Source organism: Nocardia sp. NPDC003482 (genome assembly GCF_053588115.1).
Genome location: NZ_JBSFPI010000006.1, coordinates 87673 through 107582 on the forward strand (window position 1 = coordinate 87673; position 19910 = coordinate 107582).

Below are 19910 nucleotides of genomic sequence, written 5' to 3' on the forward strand. Positions count from 1 at the left end.
CCTAACCCCCGAACCTAGGGGTGGAGGGTGGGTTCAGGGGTAGGAGCCGGGTGACGGCGGCGGCGGAGGAAGGCAGGCGTCCACCACGCGAAGTTTCCGAGAAGCCGGAGGGTGGCGGGGACGAGGAGGAGGCGGAGGAGGGTGGCGTCGATGAGGAGGGCGGCGACCATGCCGTAGGCGATGTACTGCATCATGACCAGGTCGGAGAGGGCGAAGGCGCCGGTGACGACGATGAGGATGAGGGCGGCCGCGGTGATGATCCAGCCGGTGCGGGCGATGCCGGTGCGGACCGCCTCGGTGGTGGTGGCGCCCGCCTCGCGGGCCTCGACGATGCGGGCCAGCAGGAAGATCTCGTAATCGGTTGACAGGCCGTAGATCACGGAGACGATCAACACCAGCACCAGCGCCATGATGGGCTGCGGGGTGAAGTTCAACAGCCCCGCCCCGTGACCCTCGACGAAGATCCACGTGAGGATGCCCAGCGTCGATCCCAGCCCCAGCAGGTTCAGCACCGCCGCCTTCAACGGCAACACCACCGAGCCGAACGCCGCCACCATGAGCACCGTCGTGATCAGGAACACCAGCGCGATCATCCACGGCATCCGGTGCAGCAGCGCGTCCACGCTGTCCCGCTGGATCGCGGGCTGACCGCCCACCAACACCGTCGTCCCCTTCGGCAACGGCATGGACCGCAGATAGTCGATGGTCGCGTCCGCGTCGTGCGCGTCCCGCAACACCGTCGAGGTGGTGAACACGTTCGGATGCGACGGCCCCTGCACCGCGGGCGGGAACGGCGCGGTCAGTCCGGGCGCCTTGCCGGCCGCGTTCACCACCCCGTCCACATCGGCGGTGTTGTGCGTGATCACCACCAGATCCACCGGATTGATCTGCCGCAGCGGGAAGATGTGATCGAACCGCGCCTGCGCCGTGCGCGCCGGATGCTCCGGCGGCAGGAACAGTTCGCTGATCCCGCCGAAGGCCACGTTCCGCACCGGCGCGATCAACACCACCAGCAGCACCAGCAACGGAACCGCCACGGCCACCGGCCTTCTCATCACCCACCCCGCGAGCCGCCCCCACGCGTTGTCGCGCCCCCGGTCCGCCGCCCGCCGCGCGTGAAAACGGTTGAACCCCAGCCAATCCACCCGATGCCCGAGCACCGCCAGCATCGCGGGCAGCACCGTCACCGAGATCAGCGCCGCCAGCGCCACCGTCACCATCGCCCCGAACGCGAACGACCGCAGAAACCCCTGCGGGAACAGCAGAATCGCCCCCGCCGCGACCACCACGATCGTCGCCGAGAACGCCACCGTCCGACCCGCGGTCAGCACCGACCGCCGCACCGCCACCGGTACCTCGTGCCCGTCGGCCAGCTCCTCGCGGAACCGGCTCACGATGAACAACCCGTAGTCGATCGCCAGCCCCAGCCCGATCATCGAAACCACCGGCGACACAAACGAATTCACCTCGGTCACCGTGGTGAGCGCCCGGATGATCCCCCACGCCCCGAGCACCGTCAGCCCGCCCACGATGAGCGGCAGCGACGCCGCCACCGCCCCGCCGAACAGGAAGAACAACAACACCGCCACCGCCGGGATGGCGAACAACTCCATCCGCCGCTGATCGTGGGCCATGGTGTCGTTCAACGCGCTCGCCACCGGCTGCCCGCCCGCGACCTCCATATCGATCCCGGGTATGCGGAACTCGTCGGCCACCGCGCGGTAGTTGCGCATCACCTCGGTGTCGTCGTTGCCGCGAATGGCCACCGACGCGAAGGCGTAGTCGCGGTCCGGGGTGCCGAAGACGTCGGGCAGCGCCAGCCCCGTCTCGGTCGGCCAGTAGGTGCCGTTGATCTTGGCGATCCGGTCCGGAAACCGTTGCGGCAGCGCGTTCAACTGCCCGGTGACGGTCGCCGCGAACGCCGGATCGTCGATCGTCTTCCCCGCGGGCGCGTGATAGAGCAGGATCACGTCGGCGATGTGGTCGTGCCCGAACGCCTCGTCCTTGACCCGGGCCGCCCGCGCCGATTCCGAACCGGGGTCGTCCCATCCGCTGACGCTGAGATGGTCGCCCAGCCCGAGCCCGTACAGGCCGAGCGCGAGCAGCCCGGCGACCGCGACGCCGATGACCGTGAAACGCCGCCGCACGATCGCGTCGACCCAGCGGGTGAACTCGGCGAACAATGCCTTCCTCCTAATCGATGACATCGTATTTCGGCGAGGGCCACGAACAGCGCAAACGTAACAACTCCCAGCGAATTTTCGGCTGCGGATTCGAGAGTCTCGACATGTGACAAGCGCGTCCGGTACCGAATTGTGATGTGTCCCTGAGCCACTGACGCTCGCTGTGATCGCAGTTACGCTGACCTCGACGTCACCTATCCATCTCATAGTGATTCGCCTGGAGAATGGCGATCGACAAACTTTCGCACCCGGAGGGATGTGCATGTCGGATATAGCAATTGTCGGCATCGGCTGCAGATTTGCAGGCGGAATCGACTCGCCCGACACCTTTTGGGAATTCGTCCTGGACAAACGCGACGGCGTGGTGGATATGCCCGCCGATCGCTGGGACTATCGCCGCTACTACGATCCGGAACCGCGCACGCCCGGACGCAGCTACACCAAGCGCGGCGCCTTCATGACGATCGACCCGTGGGAGTTCGACCCCGATTTCTTCGGCATCTCCGCGCGCGAGGCGACCCAGCTCGACCCGCAGCAGCGCCTGATGCTGGAGGTGACCTGGGAGGCCCTCGACGACGCCGGTGTCGCGCGGCACGCGGCGGGCCGCTCGATCGGCGTCTACGTCGGCGGCTTCGTGGTCGATCAGTCGGTGATCGGCGTGGTCGGCCCGGCGCTGTTCCACACCGATATGCACACCCCGGCCAGCGCGTCCTACACCATGCTGTCCAATCGAATCGCCTACGCGCTCAACCTCGTCGGGCCCGCGCTGACCGTCGACACCGCGTGCTCGTCGTCGCTGGTGGCCTTCCACCTGGCCTGCCAGGCGATCGCGAACGGCGACTGTGAGATGGCCCTGGCGGGCGGCGTCAACGTGATGTTGCAGCCGGAGACGTTCGTGCTCATGTGCAAGGGCGGCTTCCTGGCCACCGACGGCCGCTGCAAATCCTTCGACGCCTCCGCCGACGGCTACGGCCGCGGCGAGGGGGCGGGCATGGTCGCGCTGAAGCGGCTCGAGGACGCCGAGCGCGACGGCGACCGCATCTACGCCGTGGTCAAGGCCACCGGCGCCAACCAGGACGGCCGCACCACCGCGATCACCGTGCCCAACGCCGATTCCCAAGAGGCGCTGGCCCGTTCGGTGTGCCAGCGCGCCGGACTCGCGCCCGAGGAGATCACCTACGTCGAGGCGCACGGCACCGGCACCCTGGTCGGCGACCCGGTGGAGCTGCGCGCGCTGGGCCGCGTGTTCGGCGCCCCCGCGGGCCGCACCCGGTCGCTGGGCGTGGGCTCGGTGAAGTCGACCATCGGCCACACCGAGGCCGCGGCCGGTGTCGCGAGCGTGATCAAGGCGGCGCTGGCGATCCGGCATCGCACCATTCCGCCGCAGGGCTGGCTGGAGAAGCCCAACCCCGACATCCCCTTCGACGAACTGGGCCTTCACGTGCAGCTCGAGGCCGAGCCGCTGCCCGCGGACGCCGCGCCGATGTCGGTCGCGGTCAACGGTTTCGGTTACGGCGGCACCAACGCGCACGCCATCCTCCAGGAGTACCGGCCCACGCGCCAGCACGAGACCGTCGAACCGGCCGGTCCCGCACGGCATTTCGGCATCCTGCCGATCTCCGCGCGCAGCACCGGCGCGGCCCGCGCGCTGGCGGGCCGCTACGCCGACCTGATCAGCGCGGGCACCGACGCCGAACGCCTGGCCGAGGCGGTGTGGACGCGCACCGCGCATCACCACTACCGCACCGGCGTGCTGCTCGGCGACACCGACGACGTGGTGCACGAGCTGCGGCAGTTCGCCGGGGGCGAGGGCCGCGACGCGGCGCGCACGATCATCGCCCGCACCGCCGAACCGGTGTTCGTGTTCTCCGGCATGGGCCCGCAGTGGTGGGGCATGGCGCGCGAATTGGTCACCGGCGACGGCGTTTTCGCCGAGGAGGCGCGGCGCATCGACGCCGAGTTCCAGGCGGTCGCGGGCTGGTCGATCATCGAGGAGCTGCTGAAGCCCGAGGAGGAGTCGCGGGTTCCGCGCACCGAGGTCGCCCAGCCCGCCAACTTCCTCGTGCAGGTCGCGCTCGTGCGGGAACTGGCGCAGTACGGCATCCATCCCGCGGCCGTCGTCGGTCACAGCGTGGGCGAGGTGTCCGCGGCCTACGTCACCGGGATGCTGTCGCTGCGCGACGCGGTGCTGGTGGCGTATCACCGCGCCCGCCTGCAGGCCACCACCGCCGGAACCGGCGGGATGCTCGCGGTCGGCATGTCGCTCGAACAGGCCCGCGCGCTCATCGCCGACGATCCGCGCGTGGACATCGCCGCGGTCAACAGCGCCAGCTCGCTGACCCTGTCCGGCGACGCCGACCGGCTCGACGAGATCGCCGAGAAGCTCACCGAGGACGGCGTTTTCGCGCGCCGCCTGCGCGTCGAGGTGCCCTACCACAGCCGCCTGATGGATCCCATCCTCGACGAGCTGCGCACGGTGCTCGCGGAGCTGAAGCCGATGGCCCCGACCGTGCCGCTGTACTCCTCGGTCACCGGCGAGGCGGTGCTCGGACCCGACTGGGACGCCGAGTACTGGTGCGCCAACGTCCGCGAACCGGTGCGCTTCGCCGACGCCATCGGCACACTCATCGCCGCCGACAGCCGGGTGTTCCTCGAGGTCGGCCCGCATCCGGTGCTGTCGGGCAATATTCGCGAGATCCTGCTCGGCGCGGACGTCAACGGCACGACCGTGTCGACCCTGGACCGCAAGCAGCCCGATTCGGAGAGCGTGCGCCGCACCCTGATCGGCCTCTACGCCGCGGGCGTGCTCGATCTGGACGCGCTGTTCCCCGCCGACGGCCCGGCCGTCCCGCACGTTCCGCTGCCGCGCTACCCCTGGCAGCGCACCCGGCTGCATTCGGCGCTGCCGCTGTTCGAACAGGCCCGCCTCGGCACCCCGGGCAGCTACGCGATGCTCGGTGACCCGGACGTGGAGGGCCGTCCCGACTGGCTGTTGCAGGTCGGCACCGAACTGCTGCCGTGGCTGGCCGATCACGTCGTCAACGGCGTCAAGATCATGCCCGGCGCGGCCTACCTCGACGCGGCGCTGAGCGCGACCGCGACCCGGATGGGCACCAAACGCGTTGCGCTGGAACAGGTCCGGTTCGTGGCCCCGCTGATCATGGGCGGCCCGGACGTGCCGCTGGTCGCGCTGACCGTGGAGGAGGCGAGCAACCGCTTCCTGATCCGGTCTCGCTCGGCGACCGGCACCGCCTGGACCGTGCACGCCACCGGCCGCACCCTGACCGGCAGCCACCGCCAGACCAAGGTGAACGTGCCGACCCTCGAGGTCGGCGTCGACGTCGACCCGCAGCTGTTCTACACCGGGCTGTCCGCGGCCGGATTGCAGTACGGTCCGTCGTTCCAGCGGGTGACCTCGGCCCGCGTGGGCCGCGACGCGGTGGTCGCGACCGTGGACGGCAGCATCGCCGCCGACTCCGGGCATCTCGCCCACCCCGCGGTCGTGGACGCCGCCATGCAGAGCGCGGCCCTGCTGTTCGCCGACGCCCGCGTGGACGAGGGCACCCTCGTTCCCGTCGGGGTGGCGGCCGTGCGCCTGGTCGCGCCGTTGCCCGAACGCATCACCGTCGTCGCGCGCCGCGACCCCAAGGCCCGGCTGCGCGCCGACGTGGATCTGCTCGACGACGACCACAACCTCGTGATGCGGTTGAGCGGCTTGCAGATCGGCGCCATCTCCCCGGGCCAGGATCCGTTGCACCGCATGGTCGACTTCTTCTACACCGAGACCATGGAGGAGCGCGACGCGCTGGATCCCGCGGCGCTGCCGCAGGATTCGGTGAGCACCGTCGTCATCGCCCTGGGCAGCACCAGCCGCCGCGCGGGTCAGCTGGCCGCGGCCCTGCCCGGTTCGCGGCTCTACGTGGCCGGGGTCGCGGGACGCGAACTGGCCGCGGACCTCTCGGCGACCCTGCGGGCCGCCACCGACGAGGGTCGCGACCGGCTGCACGTCTGCGTGGTCGCGGGCGAGGTCGAGGACGATGTGGCCGACCTGTGGACCCTCGAGCGCATCGCGGTCGCCATCGACGAGTTCGTGCACCCCGAGACGACCAACGACCAAGGGCCGCAGAGTGTTTTCGGCGACGGCCGGTGCCACGTCACCCTCGTCACCGAACGCGCGTTCGCGCTGCCCGACGACGGGATCCCGCCGAACTCCAACCACTCCGCCCTCGCCGGTGCGCGCCGCGTGCTGCTCAACGAGCAGTCCGCGCTGCGGTGGCGGCTGATCGATGTCGAACCCGACACCGACATCGACCGGCTGGTCACCGAACTGGCGGTGCCGGGCGCGTTCTGGACCGACAACATGGACGAGGTCGTGCTGCGCGGCGACAAGCGCTGGGCCCCGATGATCGCCAAACCGCTCGGTGAGCGCCTCGACGCCCTCGACACCCCGGAGCCGCTGACCGATCCGGAGGCCAACTTCGAGCTGGAGCTGCCGCGCACGCGGCTGCTGTCGGCGTTGGCGTGGCGGGAATGCCCGCGGCGCGAGCCGGGCCCGGGGCAGCTCGAGGTGCGGATGAAGGTCATCGGCCTGAACTACAAGGATCCGCTCAAGGTCATCGGCCTGCTCGGCGAACGCGAGCTCGCCCCCACCTATTTCGGCACGGTGCCCGGCATGGAGGGCGTCGGCGAGGTGGTCCGGGTCGGCGAGGGCGTCACCGGGATCGCGGTCGGCGATCAGGTCGCGGTGGCGGCCAAGGGCATGATGAAGCGCTACGTGGTGGTCGAGCGCGAGCTCACCATTCCGCTGCCGCCCGACACCGATCCCGGATACTGCACCAGCACAATCGCTTTCGGCACCGCCGAATACGCCCTGCACGATCTGGCCAACCTCCAGCCCGGCGAGACCGTGCTCATCCACGGCGCGGCGGGCGGCGTCGGCACGGCCGCCATCCAGGTGGCCAAGGACCGCGGCGCGCGCATCATCGGCACGGCCAGCACCGAGGAGCGCCGCGCGCACGTGCTGGAACTCGGCGCCGACTACGCCATCGACTCGCGCTCGCTCAACTTCGTCGACGACGTGCTCGAGTTCACCGGCGGCAAGGGCGTGGAGGTCGTGGTCTCCAGCGCGCCCGGCGAGATCCTGCGGCAGAACTTCAACGCCGTCGCCGAATTCGGGCGCATCGTGGAGGTCGGCAAGGCCGACATCTACACCGGCGGCCTGCTCGAGATGGCCAACTTCGACAAGAACGTGGCCTACTTCTCGATGGATCTGGACCGCCTCGTCGCGGTCGACGCCCAGCGGCTGACCAAACTGCTGCAACGGGTCTACGAGAAAGTGATCGCGGGCGTCTACAAGCCGCTGGACTACCGGGCGTTCGAAACCGACGACGTGGCCCACGCGTTCGAGGAGACCATCCGCTCGACCGGCCTGTCCCGCATCGCGCTGCGGATGGACTCGGCGAACCCGTCGGTGCGTCCGTACCTGCCCGGCGTCGAGATCCACAGCGACGCAACGTATCTGGTGACCGGCGGCTTCGGCGGCTTCGGGATGGCGATGGGCCGCTGGCTGGTGCTGCGCGGCGCGCGGCGGCTGGTGCTGCTGGGCCGCGGCGGCGCGAGCACCGAGGAGGCGCGCCGTCAGCTCGAGGCGTGGCGCACGATCGGGGTGGAGGTGATCGAGGAACGGGCCGACGTGACCGATCCGGAGGCGATCGCCGCCATCGTCGCCCGCGCCCACACCGCCGAGCGGCCGCTGCGCGGGGTGTTCCACTCCGCCGGCGCGGTGGCCGACAACCGTTTGGCGGCAATGGAATTCGAGGAACTCGCCAAGGTCTACCGGCCGAAGGTGCACGGCGCGCGCGTGGTGCACCAGGCCGTCGCCGACGCCGGGATCGAGCTGGACATGTTCGTGCTGTGCTCCTCCGGCGGCTCGATGTACGGCATCTACGGCCAGTACAACTACACTGCGGCCAATCTCGCGGTGGAGGCGCTGGCCGAGGAGTGGTCGCGGGCCGGCGAGCGGGCGCTGTGCGTCGGCTGGGGTCACCTGTCCGGCGCGACGGGCGGCATGGCCGCCGACGAGACCGCGCTCAAGTACCTGGATCTGGTCGGCTTCGATCCGATCGACATGGCCGACGCCACCGCCTATCTGGAGCAGACGCTGCGGCTGGGCATGGCGCGGGCGGCGATCATCCCGACCGACTGGGGCAAGCTGACCGGCACCTTCCCGCAGCTGACCCGGACCGGCCGCACCATCGCGCTGGCCCAGGCGAGCGCCAAGGACACCTCGGAGCTGGCCCGGCTGCGCGCGGAGGTGGCCGCGATCGAGGAGAGCAAGCGGGGCGCGTTCGTGGCCCGCAAGATGGCCGAGGAACTCGCCGTCGTCATGGGCGTGCCGGTGGAATCGATCGACATGACGGTGCCGGTGCCCGAACTGGGCCTGGACTCGCTCATGGCGGTGGAACTCGGCGCGCGGGTCACCAAGACCCTCGGCATCGACCTGATGTCGTTGCAGATGGGCCGCTCGTTCAGCCTCGAGCAGGCGGGCCCGAAGGTGGCGGAACTGATCCTCGCCGGGGAAACCGGTGCGGGACAACCTGTTCCGGACCCGGCACCGGCGCCGGTACCGGTCGCGAGCAACGGTTCGGCCGCCGAGCCGGTGCTCGCGGACGCCCGGCCGTGATCGACCGATGTCGAAAGAGGTAGCACCGTGGTCAGTTTCGGACTGATCGACGAATGGGAGCCGGGACCGGGGCGACTGGTCAGCTGGGTCGCGTCACCGGATTCGGTGGCGCGGGCCCGGCGGGCGCCGGTTCACCCGGCCCCGCCCTCCCATCAGCAGGAACAGTATCTGCGGCTCGCCGACCGGCACGCCGAGGCCGACTTCCGGTACTCGGGCCTGTGCCTGGTGACCGCGGAGATCCCGACCGGTGATCTGGATCTGGACGCGATGACCCGCGCGGTCAACGCGTTCCTGCGGCGCCACGACACCTTCCGCACCTGGTTCCGGATCGACGCCGCGGGCGCGATCGAACGGCATCTGGTGCCCGAGGAGGACGTGGAGTTCGTGCCGATCGAGTACGGCCGCATCGACGACGCCGACACCCTGCGCGATCACGTCCAGAAGACCACGCCGGGGCCGTTCGACTGGGACTGCTTCACCTTCGGCACGATTCAGCGGGAGGAGTCGACCACGGTGTACGCCGCGGTCGACCACCTGCACACCGACGGATTCGGGCAGTACCTGACCGGCTTCGACCTCGCGCTGCTGTATCTGCACGAGGTGTGGGAGGACACCGGGATGCTGACCCCCGCGGCCAGCTACCTGGACTACTGCGCCACCGAGCGCGGCTACACCGGCCGGATGACCCTGTCCTCGCCGGGAGTGCGCAAGTGGCTGGAGCTGATTCGCGGCAACGACGGCGAATTGCCCTCGTTCCCTTTGGATCTGGGGCGGCGCACCGATGTGTACAACCGCAGCGCGCACCGCACGGTCACGCTGTTCGACGAGGCCACCGCGCAGCGGTTCGAGCGGGTGTGCCGCGACAACGGCGCGGAGTTCGTCGGCGGCGTCTTCGCCGCCGCGGCGCTGGCCGAGCGCGATCTCGTGGGCGGCGACTACTACTTCGGCATGACCCCGGTCAGCACCCGCAGCTCCCCGGAGGAACGGGCGTCGGTCGGCTGGTACGCGACGCTGCTGCCGGTGGCGTTCCCGTTGGGGCCGACCGCAACGTTCGCGCGGGTGGTGAAACTCGCCCACCGGGCCTACGAGAACGGAATGCGCTTGGCGGCCACGTCGTTCCAGCGCGTGGTGGAACTGCTGCCCGCCGATTCGGATCTGAATCTGCGGCCCGGCTGGGCGACGCCGATGATCTCCTTCGTCGACGCCCGCGAACTGCTCGGCAACGATCTGTTCGACGTCGCCTCGTGCGGGCTGTACGCCAATCGCGCCGCCTCCGAACAGGTTCTGATCTGGATCAACCGGTTGGCCGATCGGACCATGCTGAGCGTCATCTATCCCGACACCCCCGTGGCGCACGGGTCGGTCGAACGGTACGTGGACACGCTGAAGGCGGTGTTCGTGGCCGCGGTCGAGGAAACGCAGTGAGGAGGACGCGTGCACACCGCGTTTCGTGATCCGGGCATCCCCGACGGCGAGAAGTCGGTCTACACCGTGACCGTCGCCGAGCGGCCGCCCAAACTCGATCTGATCAGCGTGGTCGGCCACGACGGCGACGGCTACCGCTCGATCGTGGAGGTGAGTCTGGGGCACGGCAATTTCGCGATGACCGTCGAACAGCGCTTCCAGCGGGCGGGCGGGCTGCTGCGGGCCGAGAACTACCGGGCCGAAACCCGTTCCGGCACAACGGTTGTCTCGCGGGAGGAGGCGAATTTCCTCGGCACCGCGCATCTCCAGTTCGGCGGCGGCCTGGCGCCGTTCCCCGACAATGTGATGCCGCTGCTCGGCGGGCTCACGCTGCTGCGCGGCCTGGATTTCACCGAGGGCGCCGAGGAGCTGGTCGATCTGTGGCTGGCCTTCTCGGTGAGCATCCCGTTCGCGGTCAAGGTGGAGCACACCGCCGAGATCGACGTGCCCGCCGGCTGCCGCACCGGCTGGCAGGTCCGGCTGCGCCCCCGCTTCACCGGATTGAACATGCTCATGGAGAAGGTGATCGGCGGCTTCCTGCCCCCCTCGGTCGCCCACTTCGAGGCCGACCCACCCCATCGCCTGGTCCGCCTGAGCTTCCCGACCGGCCCCATGCCGTGGGACCCGCGGGGGCTGCTCGAGCTGGTCGCCTAGGCTCACTCGCGCCGACCCGGTACTGTCCCTGCCGGAGACGGAAGGAGTGTGCGTGGGTGAGTCGATGACCTGGGTGCAGGCGCTCGTGCTTGGCCTGGTTCAGGGGTTGACCGAGTTCTTGCCGATTTCGTCGTCGGCGCATCTGCGCATCGTGTCGTCGCTGTTCTTCGGCGACGACGCGGGCGCCTCGTTCACCGCGGTGACCCAGCTGGGCACCGAGGCGGCGGTGCTGGTGTACTTCGCCAAGGACATCTGGCGGATCCTGGTGGCCTGGTGCACCACGCTGGTCGAGCGGGTGCGCGGTGAGGCGCGGGTGCCGGTGCCGGTGAGCGAACAGCCGACCACCGTATTGCCCGTCTACACCGACGATTTCGACCCGCACGCGCTCGACCCGGACGCGCAGCGCGAACTCGACTACCGCATCGGCTGGTACGTGATCATCGCGACCATCCCGATCGGCGTGCTCGGCCTGGTGTTCAAGGATCAGATCCGCACCGGCGCGCGCAACCTGTGGCTGGTGGCGGCGATGCTGATCGTCTTCGCGCTCGTCATCGCCGCGGCCGAGTACTACGGCGCGCGGCGGCGACCCCTCGAGGAACTCACCACCCGCGACGGCTTGATCATGGGTTTCGCCCAGTGCCTGGCCCTGATCCCGGGCGTCTCGCGGTCCGGGGCGACCTCCTCGGCGGGCCTGTTCGTGGGCCTGACCCGAGAGGCGGCCGTGCGGTTCTCGTTCCTGCTGGCGATCCCGGCGGTCCTGGCGTCGGGCCTGTTCAGCCTCCCCGACGCGTTCCAACCCTCGGGCGAGGGCCTGCAAGCCTCGGGCGCGCAACTGCTGGTGGCCACGGTGCTGTCGTTCGTGGTCGGCTACGCGTCGGTGGCGTGGCTGCTGAAATTCGTGGCCCGGCACTCGCTGAACTGGTTCGTCGGCTACCGCATCGTCCTCGGCGTGGTGGTCATGGGCCTGCTCGCCACGAACGTGCTCAGCGCGACGTAGGGCTCACCGCTCGATCGGTTCCCACCCCGGCCGCGCCGCGCGCTCACCGAGCCGCCGCGGATCGCGGGACCGGTACACCAGATAAGGCCGGAACAGGTACCGCACCGGCGCGCTGAACATGTGCACCAGCCGCGTGAACGGCACCAGCGCGATGAGCGCCATCCCGATCACCGCGTGGATCTGATAGGTCACCGGCACCCCGATCATGAGATCCGGGTCCGGGCGCAACGTGAGAACGCCGCGCGCCCAGGGCGCGATGGTCCGCCGGTAGTCGTAGCCCGAGGAGATCCGCGATTCGCCGAGCTTGGCCCACATGCCCATGACGATCGCCGCCACCAGCACCACGTACATGAGTTTGTCGTTGCGCGTGGTCGCGCGCAGCACCGGATCGCGGGTGCGGCGGCGGTAGATCAGCACCGCGATGCCCGCCACCGTCAGCACCCCGGCCGCCGTGCCGCCGAACAGCGACAGCAGATGGTAGGGGTGTTCGGTGAATCCGAGTGCGTCGGTCCAGCTTTCGGGCACGAACAGGCCCATGAGATGGCCGACGAACACGAACAGGATGCCGTAGTGGAACACCGGTGAGGCGACATTGAGCAGCCTGGACTCGTACGCCTGCGACGAGCGGGTCGTCCAGCCGAACCGGTCGTAACGGTGCCGCCAGATCAGTCCCGCGATCAGCGACACGAGCGCGATGTAGGGCAGACCCGCCCACAGGAACGTCCGCATCAGTGGCCTCCCGGGGTGTGCAACGGCAGCAGCTCGAGGTGTCCGTACGGGGCCAGGCCCACGTTCTCCGCGCGCGGACCGGACCGGGCCAGCGCCCGGGCCGCGGCCCGGTCGCGGGGCGAGGGGCCGGGCAGGGTGGCGCACAGCGCGCTCACCACGCTCGCGTAGGGCGTATCGGCGTCGTCGAGCGCCAGGCGCAGCAGTTCCAGCCCCGGGCGGTGGGTGCGCAGGATGGTCGAATCCCCGGTCGCCGCAACGTATTCCAGCACCATCGGCAGATAGTCGGGCAGTTCGTCGCCGACCGGGTCCAGGCCCGCCTCGCGGTAGGCGCGTTTGAGCGCGACCAGCGATTCGCCGCGGCGGCGGGTGTCCCCGTCCAGCCACCAGGTCAGGTGCAGGCAGTGCCGATTCTGGAAGTCGAACACCCGCACGTACTGTTCGGCGAGTTCGGCCAGCGGGGTCGCGGCCACGTGCGCGAGGAACGGCCGCAGCCGGGGCGCGCACGCCTCCAGCAGCGAAAGTCGTTGATACAGCGCCTGATCCGGATAATCCAGACAGTGCGCGACGGCCTGATGGAAGGCGGGCCGGGTCCTCATCGCGGCTCCTCGTCGGCGGTCTGGCGGCGGCGCAGCGCGTGGAAGCTCTCCACCGAGGCCAGCGGCAGGAACGTGCGGCTGGACTCGTCGCCGAACGGACCCGGTTCGCCCATGCCCGGCCCGCCCTCGACGTCCAGGCTGCATTCGCCGGGCACCACGGACTCCTCCAACGCGCGGGCGTCCCCGGCCGCCGCGGTCGGAATCACGTAGCGGTCCTCGTATTTCGCGACCGCGAGCAGCCGGTGCAGCTCGTACAGCCCCTCCCCGGTCATGCCGACCGCGGTCGCGACGGCCTCGTCGGGCGGGTCGGCGAGATTGATGTCCCGCATATAGGACCGCATGGCCGCGAGCCGGGCCAGCGCGTCGCGCACCGGTTTCGGATCGCCCGCGGTGAACAGCTCGGCCAGATATTCGACGGGTATGCGCAGACTGTCGATGGCGCCGAACAGGTTTCGTGCGTCCTCGCCGTCGAAGCCGGTGGCGGTCAGCGCCTCCACCACCGGCGACAGCGGCGGGATGTACCAGACCATCGGCAGCGTGCGGTACTCCGGATGCAGCGGCAGCGCCACCCGGTCCTCGCAGATCAGCCGCCGCACGGGGGAGCGGCGGGCGGCGTCGATCCAATCCGCCGGGACGCCCGAGGCCGCCGCGGCCGCGCGCACCGTCGGCTCCTCCGGATCCAGGAACAGCCCCAGTTGCGCCTCGTAGAGCGCCGTCTCGTCGGGCACCGCCGCGGCCTCGGCCACCCGGTCGGCGTCGTAGAGCACGACCCCGATGTAGCGCAGCCGTCCCACGCAGGTCTCCGAGCACACCGTGGGCAGGCCGACCTCGGTCCGCGGATAGCAGAAGGTGCACTTCTCGGCCTTACCGGTGCGGTGGTTGAAATAGACCTTCTTGTACGGGCAGCCGGTGACGCACATCCGCCAGCCGCGGCAGCGGTCCTGATCGACCAGCACGATGCCGTCCTCGGCGCGCTTGTACATCGCCCCCGACGGACACGACGCGACGCACGCCGGATTCAGGCAGTGCTCGCAGATGCGCGGCAGATAGAACATGAAGCTCTGCTCGAACTCGAAACGCACCCGCTCCGAGGTCTTCTCGCGCACCGCGCGCACCATCGGATCGGCGTCGCCGTGCTCGGGCAGCCCGCCCAGATTGTCGTCCCAGTTGGCGCTCCACTCGATGGCCATCGGCTTGCCGGACAGCAGCGACCGCGGCCGCGCCACCGGATAGTCGTCGCCGAGCGGTGCGGCGTGCAGGTCGCGGTACTCGTAGGTCCACGGCTCGTAGTAGTCCTCGACCATCGGCAGCACCGGATTGGCGAAGATCGTCGCCAGCTTGCGCAGCCGCCCGCCCGCGCGCGGGACCAGCCGCCCGCGCCGGTCCAGCCGCCACCCGCCGCGCCACCGCGCCTGATCCTCGTAGCCGCGCGGATAGCCTTGTCCCGGACGGGTTTCCACATTGTTGAACCAGACGTACTCCATGCCCGCGCGGTTGGTCCAGGTCTGCTTGCAGGTCACCGAGCAGGTGTGACAGCCGATGCACTTGTCGAGGTTCATCACCATCGCCAGCTGCGCCATGACGCGCATCAGTACCGCACCTCCTGTCGGCGGCGGCGGATGACCGTCACCTCGTCGCGCTGGTTGCCGGTGGGGCCGAGATAGTTGAAGCCCCAACACAATTGGGCGTAGCCGCCGATCAGATGGGTCGGCTTGAGCAGCACCCGGGTGAGCGAGTTGTGGATGCCGCCGCGGGTTCCGGTGGTCTCGGTGCGCGGGGTGTTCACGGTGCGTTCCTGGGCGTGGTGCATGTACACGGTGCCGGTCGGCATGCGGTGCGACACGATCGCGCGGGCCGCGACGACGCCGTTGCGGTTGACCGCCTCGATCCAGTCGTTGTCCCGCACGCCGATCGCGGCGGCGTCGGCGGGGGACATCCACACGCACTGGCCGCCGCGCGAGAGCGACAGCATGAGCAGGTTGTCCTGGTATTCGGAGTGGATCGACCACTTGTTGTGCGGCGTGAGGTAGCGCACCGTCACCTGCCGGTCGCCGTCGGGCCCGAATTCCGGTTCGCCGAACAGCTTCTGGATGTTCAACGGCGGCCGGTAGATCGGCAGCGCCTCACCGAATTCGTGGATCCAGTCGTGGTCGAGGAAGAACTGCTGCCGCCCGGTGAGGGTGTGCCACGGCCGCAGCTGTTCGACGTTCTGGGTGAAGGCGGTGTAGCGGCGGCCGCCGGTCTCGCTGCCCGACCATTCCGGCGAGGTGATGACCGGGACGGGCGCGGCCTGGGTGTCGGCGTAGGTGACCTGGGTGCCTTCGTGCTCGGCGGCCAAGCGCGCCAACGGTTTTCCGACGCGCGCCTCCAGGGTGCGGAAGCCCTGCACGGCCAGGCGGCCGTTGGTGGTGCCGGACAGGGCGAGGATGGTGTCGGCCATGTGCACGGCGGTGTCCAGCAGCGGGCGGCCCGCGCCGGGGCCGTGACGGGCGACGCCGTTGCGGGACTTCAACAATTCGATCTCGACGTCCGGGCGCAACGCGAGGCCCTTCACCGGGAGGCCGAGTTGCTCGGCGAGCGGTCCCAGGGCGGCGAACTTCGCGCCGATCGCGGTGTAGTCGCGTTCCACCACGGTCAGTGTCGGCAGGGTGCGGCCGGGCACCGGATCGCACTCGCCGCGCCGCCAATCCAGGGCCACGCCGCCGGGTTGCGCCGTCTCGCCGGGTGTGTCGTGTTGCAGCGCGGTGGCGACCAGATCGCGGCGCACGCCCAGATGGGTGACCGCGAGCTCGCTGAGTTTGTCGGCGAGCGCGCGGAAGGTGTCGAAATCGGTGCGCGCCTGCCACGGCGGATCGATGGCCGGGGTGAACGAGTGCACGAACGGATGCATGTCCGTGGAGGACAGATCGTGTTTCTCGTACCAGGTGGCTGCGGGCAGCGTGATATCGGAGAGCAGGGTGGAGGAGGTCATCCGGAAGTCCAGCGACACCAGCAGATCCAGCTTGCCCTCGGGGGCCTCCTCGCGCCACACCACATCGCGCGGTCGGGCGTCCGGCGGCGCTTCGGCGGCGGAGGCGGTCGACTGCGTGCCGAGCAGGTGACGGGTGAAGTACTCCGCGCCCTTGGCCGAGGAGCCCAGCAGATTCGACCGCCACAGGGTCAGCACGCGCGGCCAGTTGCGGGGTTCGTCGGGGTTCTCGCACGCGAATCTCAGCTCGCCCGAACGCAATTGCTCGACCGCGCGCGCCACGGCGTCCGCACCGTCGCCGAGCACGAGCGGGTTGCGGTCGAAGGTCGGGTAGCTCGGCATCCAGCCCGCGGCCGCGGCCTGGGCGAGGCAGTCCACGGCGGTCATGTCGGCGAACCGTCCGCTGCCCAGCGGCGAGGCGAGCGCGTCGGCGCGGAAGCCGTCGTAGCGCCACTGGTCGGTGTGCAGGAAGAACCAGCCGGTGCCGATCATCTGCCGCGCCGGCCGCGCCCAGTCGGTCGCCCCGGCCAGGGTGGACCAGCCGGTGAACGGGCGGACCTTCTCCTGCCCGACGTAGTGCGCCCAGCCGCCGCCGTTGCGGCCCTGGCAGCCGGTGAGTTGCAGCAGGGCCAGGAAGGTGCGGTAGATGGTCTCGGAGTGGAACCAGTGATTGGTGCCCGCGCCCATCAGGATCATGCACCGGCCGCCGGATCTGATCGCGGTGTCGGCGAATTCGCGGGCGATGCGCGCGCAGGCGGCGGCCGGGACGGAGGTGTGGGTCTCCTGCCAGGCGGGGGTGCCGGGGTGTGCGGGGTCGTCGTAGGAGGCGGGCCAGTCGCCGGGCAGATCGGGGCGCGCGACGCCGTATTGGGCGAGCAGCAGGTCGAACACCGTGGTGACCAGGGGGCCGTCGGGGGTGAGGCGTCGGGCGGGGACGCCGCGGGTCAGGACGCCGGTGCCGGTCTCGGTGTCGAACCGGGGGAGGGACACCGGAACGTGGTGCGCGCCAGGGCCGTACAGGCTCAGCATCGGTTCGATGCCGTCGAGATCGAGGTTCCAGTGGCCCTGACCGGAGTCGGTCCAGCGGTGGCCGAGGGAGCCGCCGGGAACCGCGGGCGCGCCGGTGCGTTCGTCGAGGACGACGGTCTTCCACCGCGCGCCCTCGCTCTCGTCGCCGAGATCGGCGGCGCGGACGAATTTCGCTGGGACGTAACCGTTCTCGTGTTCGGTGAGTGTCACCAGGAACGGCAGATCGGTGTAGCGGCGCACGTAGTCGGTGAAGAACGGTTCGGCGCGATCGACGAAGTATTCGCGCAGGATCACATGGCCCATCGCCAGCGCGAGCGCGGCATCGGTGCCCGGATGCGGATGCAACCACTCGTCGGCGAATTTGGCGTTGTCGGCGTAGTCGGGGGCGACCACGATCACCTTCTGCCCGCGGTAGCGCGCCTCGGCCATCCAGTGCGCGTCCGGGGTACGGGTGACCGGGACATTGGACCCCCACATGATCAGATACGCGGCGTCCCACCAGTCCCCGGACTCGGGCACATCGGTCTGATCGCCGAAAACCTGCGGGGACGCTACGGGAAGGTCGGCGTACCAGTCGTAGAACGACAGCATCGGCGCGCCGATCAATGCCATGAACCGCGCGCCCGCCGCGTGCGAGACCATCGACATGGCCGGAATCGGGGAGAATCCGGCGATGCGATCGGGTCCGTGGGTCTTGATGGTGTGCACGTGCGCGGCGGCGATGATCTCCACGGCCTCGTCCCAATTAGCCCGCACCAGACCGCCTTTGCCGCGTGCCCGCTGATACGCGCGGCGGCGCTCGGGATCGTTCTGGATGTCGGCCCAGGCCAGCACCGGATCCCCGGTGCGGCGCTTGGCCTCTCGATACAGCTCCAGCAGCACGCCGCGGATGTACGGGTAGCGCACGCGGGTGGGGGAGTAGGTGTACCAGGAGAACGCGGCCCCGCGCGGGCAGCCGCGCGGCTCGTACTCGGGCCGGTCCGGGCCCACCGACGGATAGTCGGTGGCCTGCGTCTCCCAGGTGATGATGCCGTCCTTGACGTACACCTTCCACCGGCACGAACCCGTGCAGTTCACCCCGTGCGTGGAATAGACGATCTTGTCGTGACTCCAGCGATCCCGGTAGAAGGCATCGCCCTCGCGGCCGCCGACGTAGTGCACCGCGTGCAGATCCGGCGAGGTCCGCGCCCGGCGGAGGTACTTGCCGGTCCGCAGCAGCAGTGCATCCGCCTCGCTCATCGGTTCCCCTCACCTGGGTGCGGTCCGCCGTTCGCGCGCCCATCAAAACACGCCGTGCGCGCGGGGCGCGGGAGAACACGCGTGGGAATCGCTGCGCGGTTGCTCCTAGACTGGCCGGGTGGCACAGCGATGGTGGCGGGACCTGCCCCCGGCGGCCGGGTCGTTCGTGATGGCCACCGAAATCGTCTCGGTGGGTTGGCATCTCGTGGGACTCGAGGTGCTGTCGCTGGTGTGGCTGGTGATCGGGGCGGCGGTGTGGGTGCTCCTCGCGATCGACTTCACCAGTCGTTTGCTGTACGAACGGGACCGGTGGCGTGGGGAGGCCGACACGCCGCCCGCGCTCACCGCTGTGGCCGCCACGACCGTGCTGGGGACGCGCTTCTCGCTGCTGGGCTGGCAGCTCGTGGCGGCGGTGGGGCTCGTCCTCGCCGTCGCGGTGTGGCCGCTGCTGCTCACCGCCGTCATCCGGCATTGGGGTGCGCGGATGCCCGGGGCGGCGTTCCTGGTGTGCGTGTCGACCCAGGGCATCGCGGTGCTGTCGGCGACTCTCGCTGCGGCGGAAGGGCTTTCGTGGCTGGGCTGGGTGGGGCTGGCGTTCTTCGTGGGCGGTCTGGCGCTGTACCCGCTGGCGTTCACCCATTTCGACGTCCGGCAGATCTGGACCGGACACGGGGATCACTGGGTGGCCACGGGCGCCCTCGCCATCTCCGCGCTCGCCGGGGCGAAACTCCTCGCCACCGGGCAGTGGACCGGCTGGCCGCTGCACACCCTGCGCGCGGCGACCGCGGTCGTCCTCGCCGCGAACCTCGCCGGATACGTGGTGCTCCTGATCGCCGAGGCCGTCCGCCCGCGACCCGACTACGACATCCGAAGGTGGGCAACGGTTTTCCCGCTCGGCATGACCGCGGTGGCCGCCTACACCACCGGCGCCGCCCTCCCGGTCTCCCGGCTGCTCCCGGTGGCCCGCGTCCTGCTGGCGATAGCCGTCGCCGCCTGGCTCTACACCCTCGCCGCCCTGCTCCTCGCCCGGCTCCGAGCCATGCGCCCCGTCCGACGGCAGCATCGAGGTATGGGAGCGAAAGCCGTCGTCAACGACATCACCATCGCCGAAACCGACACCTACGAAACGGTCGAGGGCAACATCTACTTCCCGCCCGGCTCGATCAAACGAGAGTTCTTCAGCCCCACCGAAACTCACACCGTCTGCCCATGGAAGGGCACGGCCAGCTACTACACCATCGACGTGGGCGACGGCCAGCCCCTGCGAGACGCGGCCTGGTACTACCCGGAGCCGAAGAAGGCCGCGGCGGCGATCAAGGATTATGTGGCGTTCTACAAGAACAGGGTGGACATCGTCGCGGAGTGACCC

At 69.9% G+C, this 19910-nt stretch carries 10 protein-coding genes; 5 read left to right on the forward strand and 5 right to left on the reverse strand.

What is annotated here, in order from left to right:
- Nucleotides 1-14 precede the first annotated feature (14 nt).
- Nucleotides 15-2183: an MMPL family transporter gene (locus ACWDSJ_RS11225; RefSeq protein WP_450031173.1), complete on the reverse strand. Its 2169-nt coding sequence runs from the start codon at nucleotides 2181-2183 to the stop codon at nucleotides 15-17.
- A 262-nt stretch (nucleotides 2184-2445) separates the two neighbouring features.
- On the opposite strand from ACWDSJ_RS11225, the gene ACWDSJ_RS11230 reads away from it, so the two are divergent.
- The 4 genes from ACWDSJ_RS11230 (at nucleotide 2446) to ACWDSJ_RS11245 (ending at nucleotide 11980) form a co-directional block, all read left to right on the forward strand.
- Nucleotides 2446-8865, forward strand: a complete 6420-nt coding sequence (locus ACWDSJ_RS11230) for a type I polyketide synthase (protein WP_450031174.1) — start codon at nucleotides 2446-2448, stop codon at nucleotides 8863-8865.
- A 27-nt stretch (nucleotides 8866-8892) separates the two neighbouring features.
- Nucleotides 8893-10290, forward strand: coding sequence for a condensation domain-containing protein (locus ACWDSJ_RS11235; RefSeq protein ID WP_387360268.1), 1398 nt, complete (start codon nucleotides 8893-8895; stop codon nucleotides 10288-10290).
- A 9-nt stretch (nucleotides 10291-10299) separates the two neighbouring features.
- Nucleotides 10300-10983 (forward strand): hypothetical protein, encoded by a 684-nt coding sequence (locus ACWDSJ_RS11240; protein WP_387360270.1) that lies wholly within the window; start codon nucleotides 10300-10302, stop codon nucleotides 10981-10983.
- A 64-nt stretch (nucleotides 10984-11047) separates the two neighbouring features.
- Nucleotides 11048-11980, forward strand: a complete 933-nt coding sequence (locus ACWDSJ_RS11245; RefSeq protein WP_450031553.1) for an undecaprenyl-diphosphate phosphatase — start codon at nucleotides 11048-11050, stop codon at nucleotides 11978-11980.
- Nucleotides 11981-11983: 3 nt separating this feature from the next.
- Here ACWDSJ_RS11245 and narI read toward each other — a convergent pair whose 3' ends face one another.
- The 4 genes from narI to ACWDSJ_RS11265 are packed head-to-tail and all read right to left on the reverse strand — an operon-like array spanning nucleotide 11984 to nucleotide 18541.
- A complete protein-coding gene (narI, locus tag ACWDSJ_RS11250) occupies nucleotides 11984-12709 on the reverse strand; it encodes a respiratory nitrate reductase subunit gamma (RefSeq protein ID WP_450031177.1) in 726 nt (241 codons plus the stop codon).
- Nucleotides 12709-13305: a nitrate reductase molybdenum cofactor assembly chaperone gene (gene narJ / locus ACWDSJ_RS11255; RefSeq protein WP_450031179.1), complete on the reverse strand. Its 597-nt coding sequence runs from the start codon at nucleotides 13303-13305 to the stop codon at nucleotides 12709-12711. Before narJ ends, narI begins: the two co-directional genes overlap by 1 nt.
- Entirely contained in the window at nucleotides 13302-14894 is a 1593-nt protein-coding gene (narH, locus tag ACWDSJ_RS11260; protein ID WP_450031181.1) for a nitrate reductase subunit beta, read from the reverse strand. The genes narJ and narH overlap by 4 nt, the downstream gene beginning before the upstream one ends.
- Nucleotides 14894-18541: a nitrate reductase subunit alpha gene (locus tag ACWDSJ_RS11265; protein WP_450031183.1), complete on the reverse strand. Its 3648-nt coding sequence runs from the start codon at nucleotides 18539-18541 to the stop codon at nucleotides 14894-14896. Before ACWDSJ_RS11265 ends, narH begins: the two co-directional genes overlap by 1 nt.
- A 118-nt stretch (nucleotides 18542-18659) precedes the next feature.
- Between ACWDSJ_RS11265 and ACWDSJ_RS11270 the strand changes: the two genes are divergently transcribed.
- A complete protein-coding gene (locus ACWDSJ_RS11270) occupies nucleotides 18660-19907 on the forward strand; it encodes an SLAC1 family transporter (RefSeq protein WP_450031185.1) in 1248 nt (415 codons plus the stop codon).
- Nucleotides 19908-19910: the final 3 nt, after the last annotated feature.

Coding starts and splice junctions, on each gene's coding strand:
- narH (WP_450031181.1), bottom strand. CDS start 14,894: ATGCGCGTCATGGCGCAGCTGGCGATGGTGATGAACCTCGACAAGTGC.
- ACWDSJ_RS11265 (WP_450031183.1), bottom strand. CDS start 18,541: ATGAGCGAGGCGGATGCACTGCTGCTGCGGACCGGCAAGTACCTCCGC.
- narI (WP_450031177.1), bottom strand. CDS start 12,709: ATGCGGACGTTCCTGTGGGCGGGTCTGCCCTACATCGCGCTCGTGTCG.
- ACWDSJ_RS11245 (WP_450031553.1), top strand. CDS start 11,048: ATGACCTGGGTGCAGGCGCTCGTGCTTGGCCTGGTTCAGGGGTTGACC.
- narJ (WP_450031179.1), bottom strand. CDS start 13,305: ATGAGGACCCGGCCCGCCTTCCATCAGGCCGTCGCGCACTGTCTGGAT.
- ACWDSJ_RS11230 (WP_450031174.1), top strand. CDS start 2,446: ATGTCGGATATAGCAATTGTCGGCATCGGCTGCAGATTTGCAGGCGGA.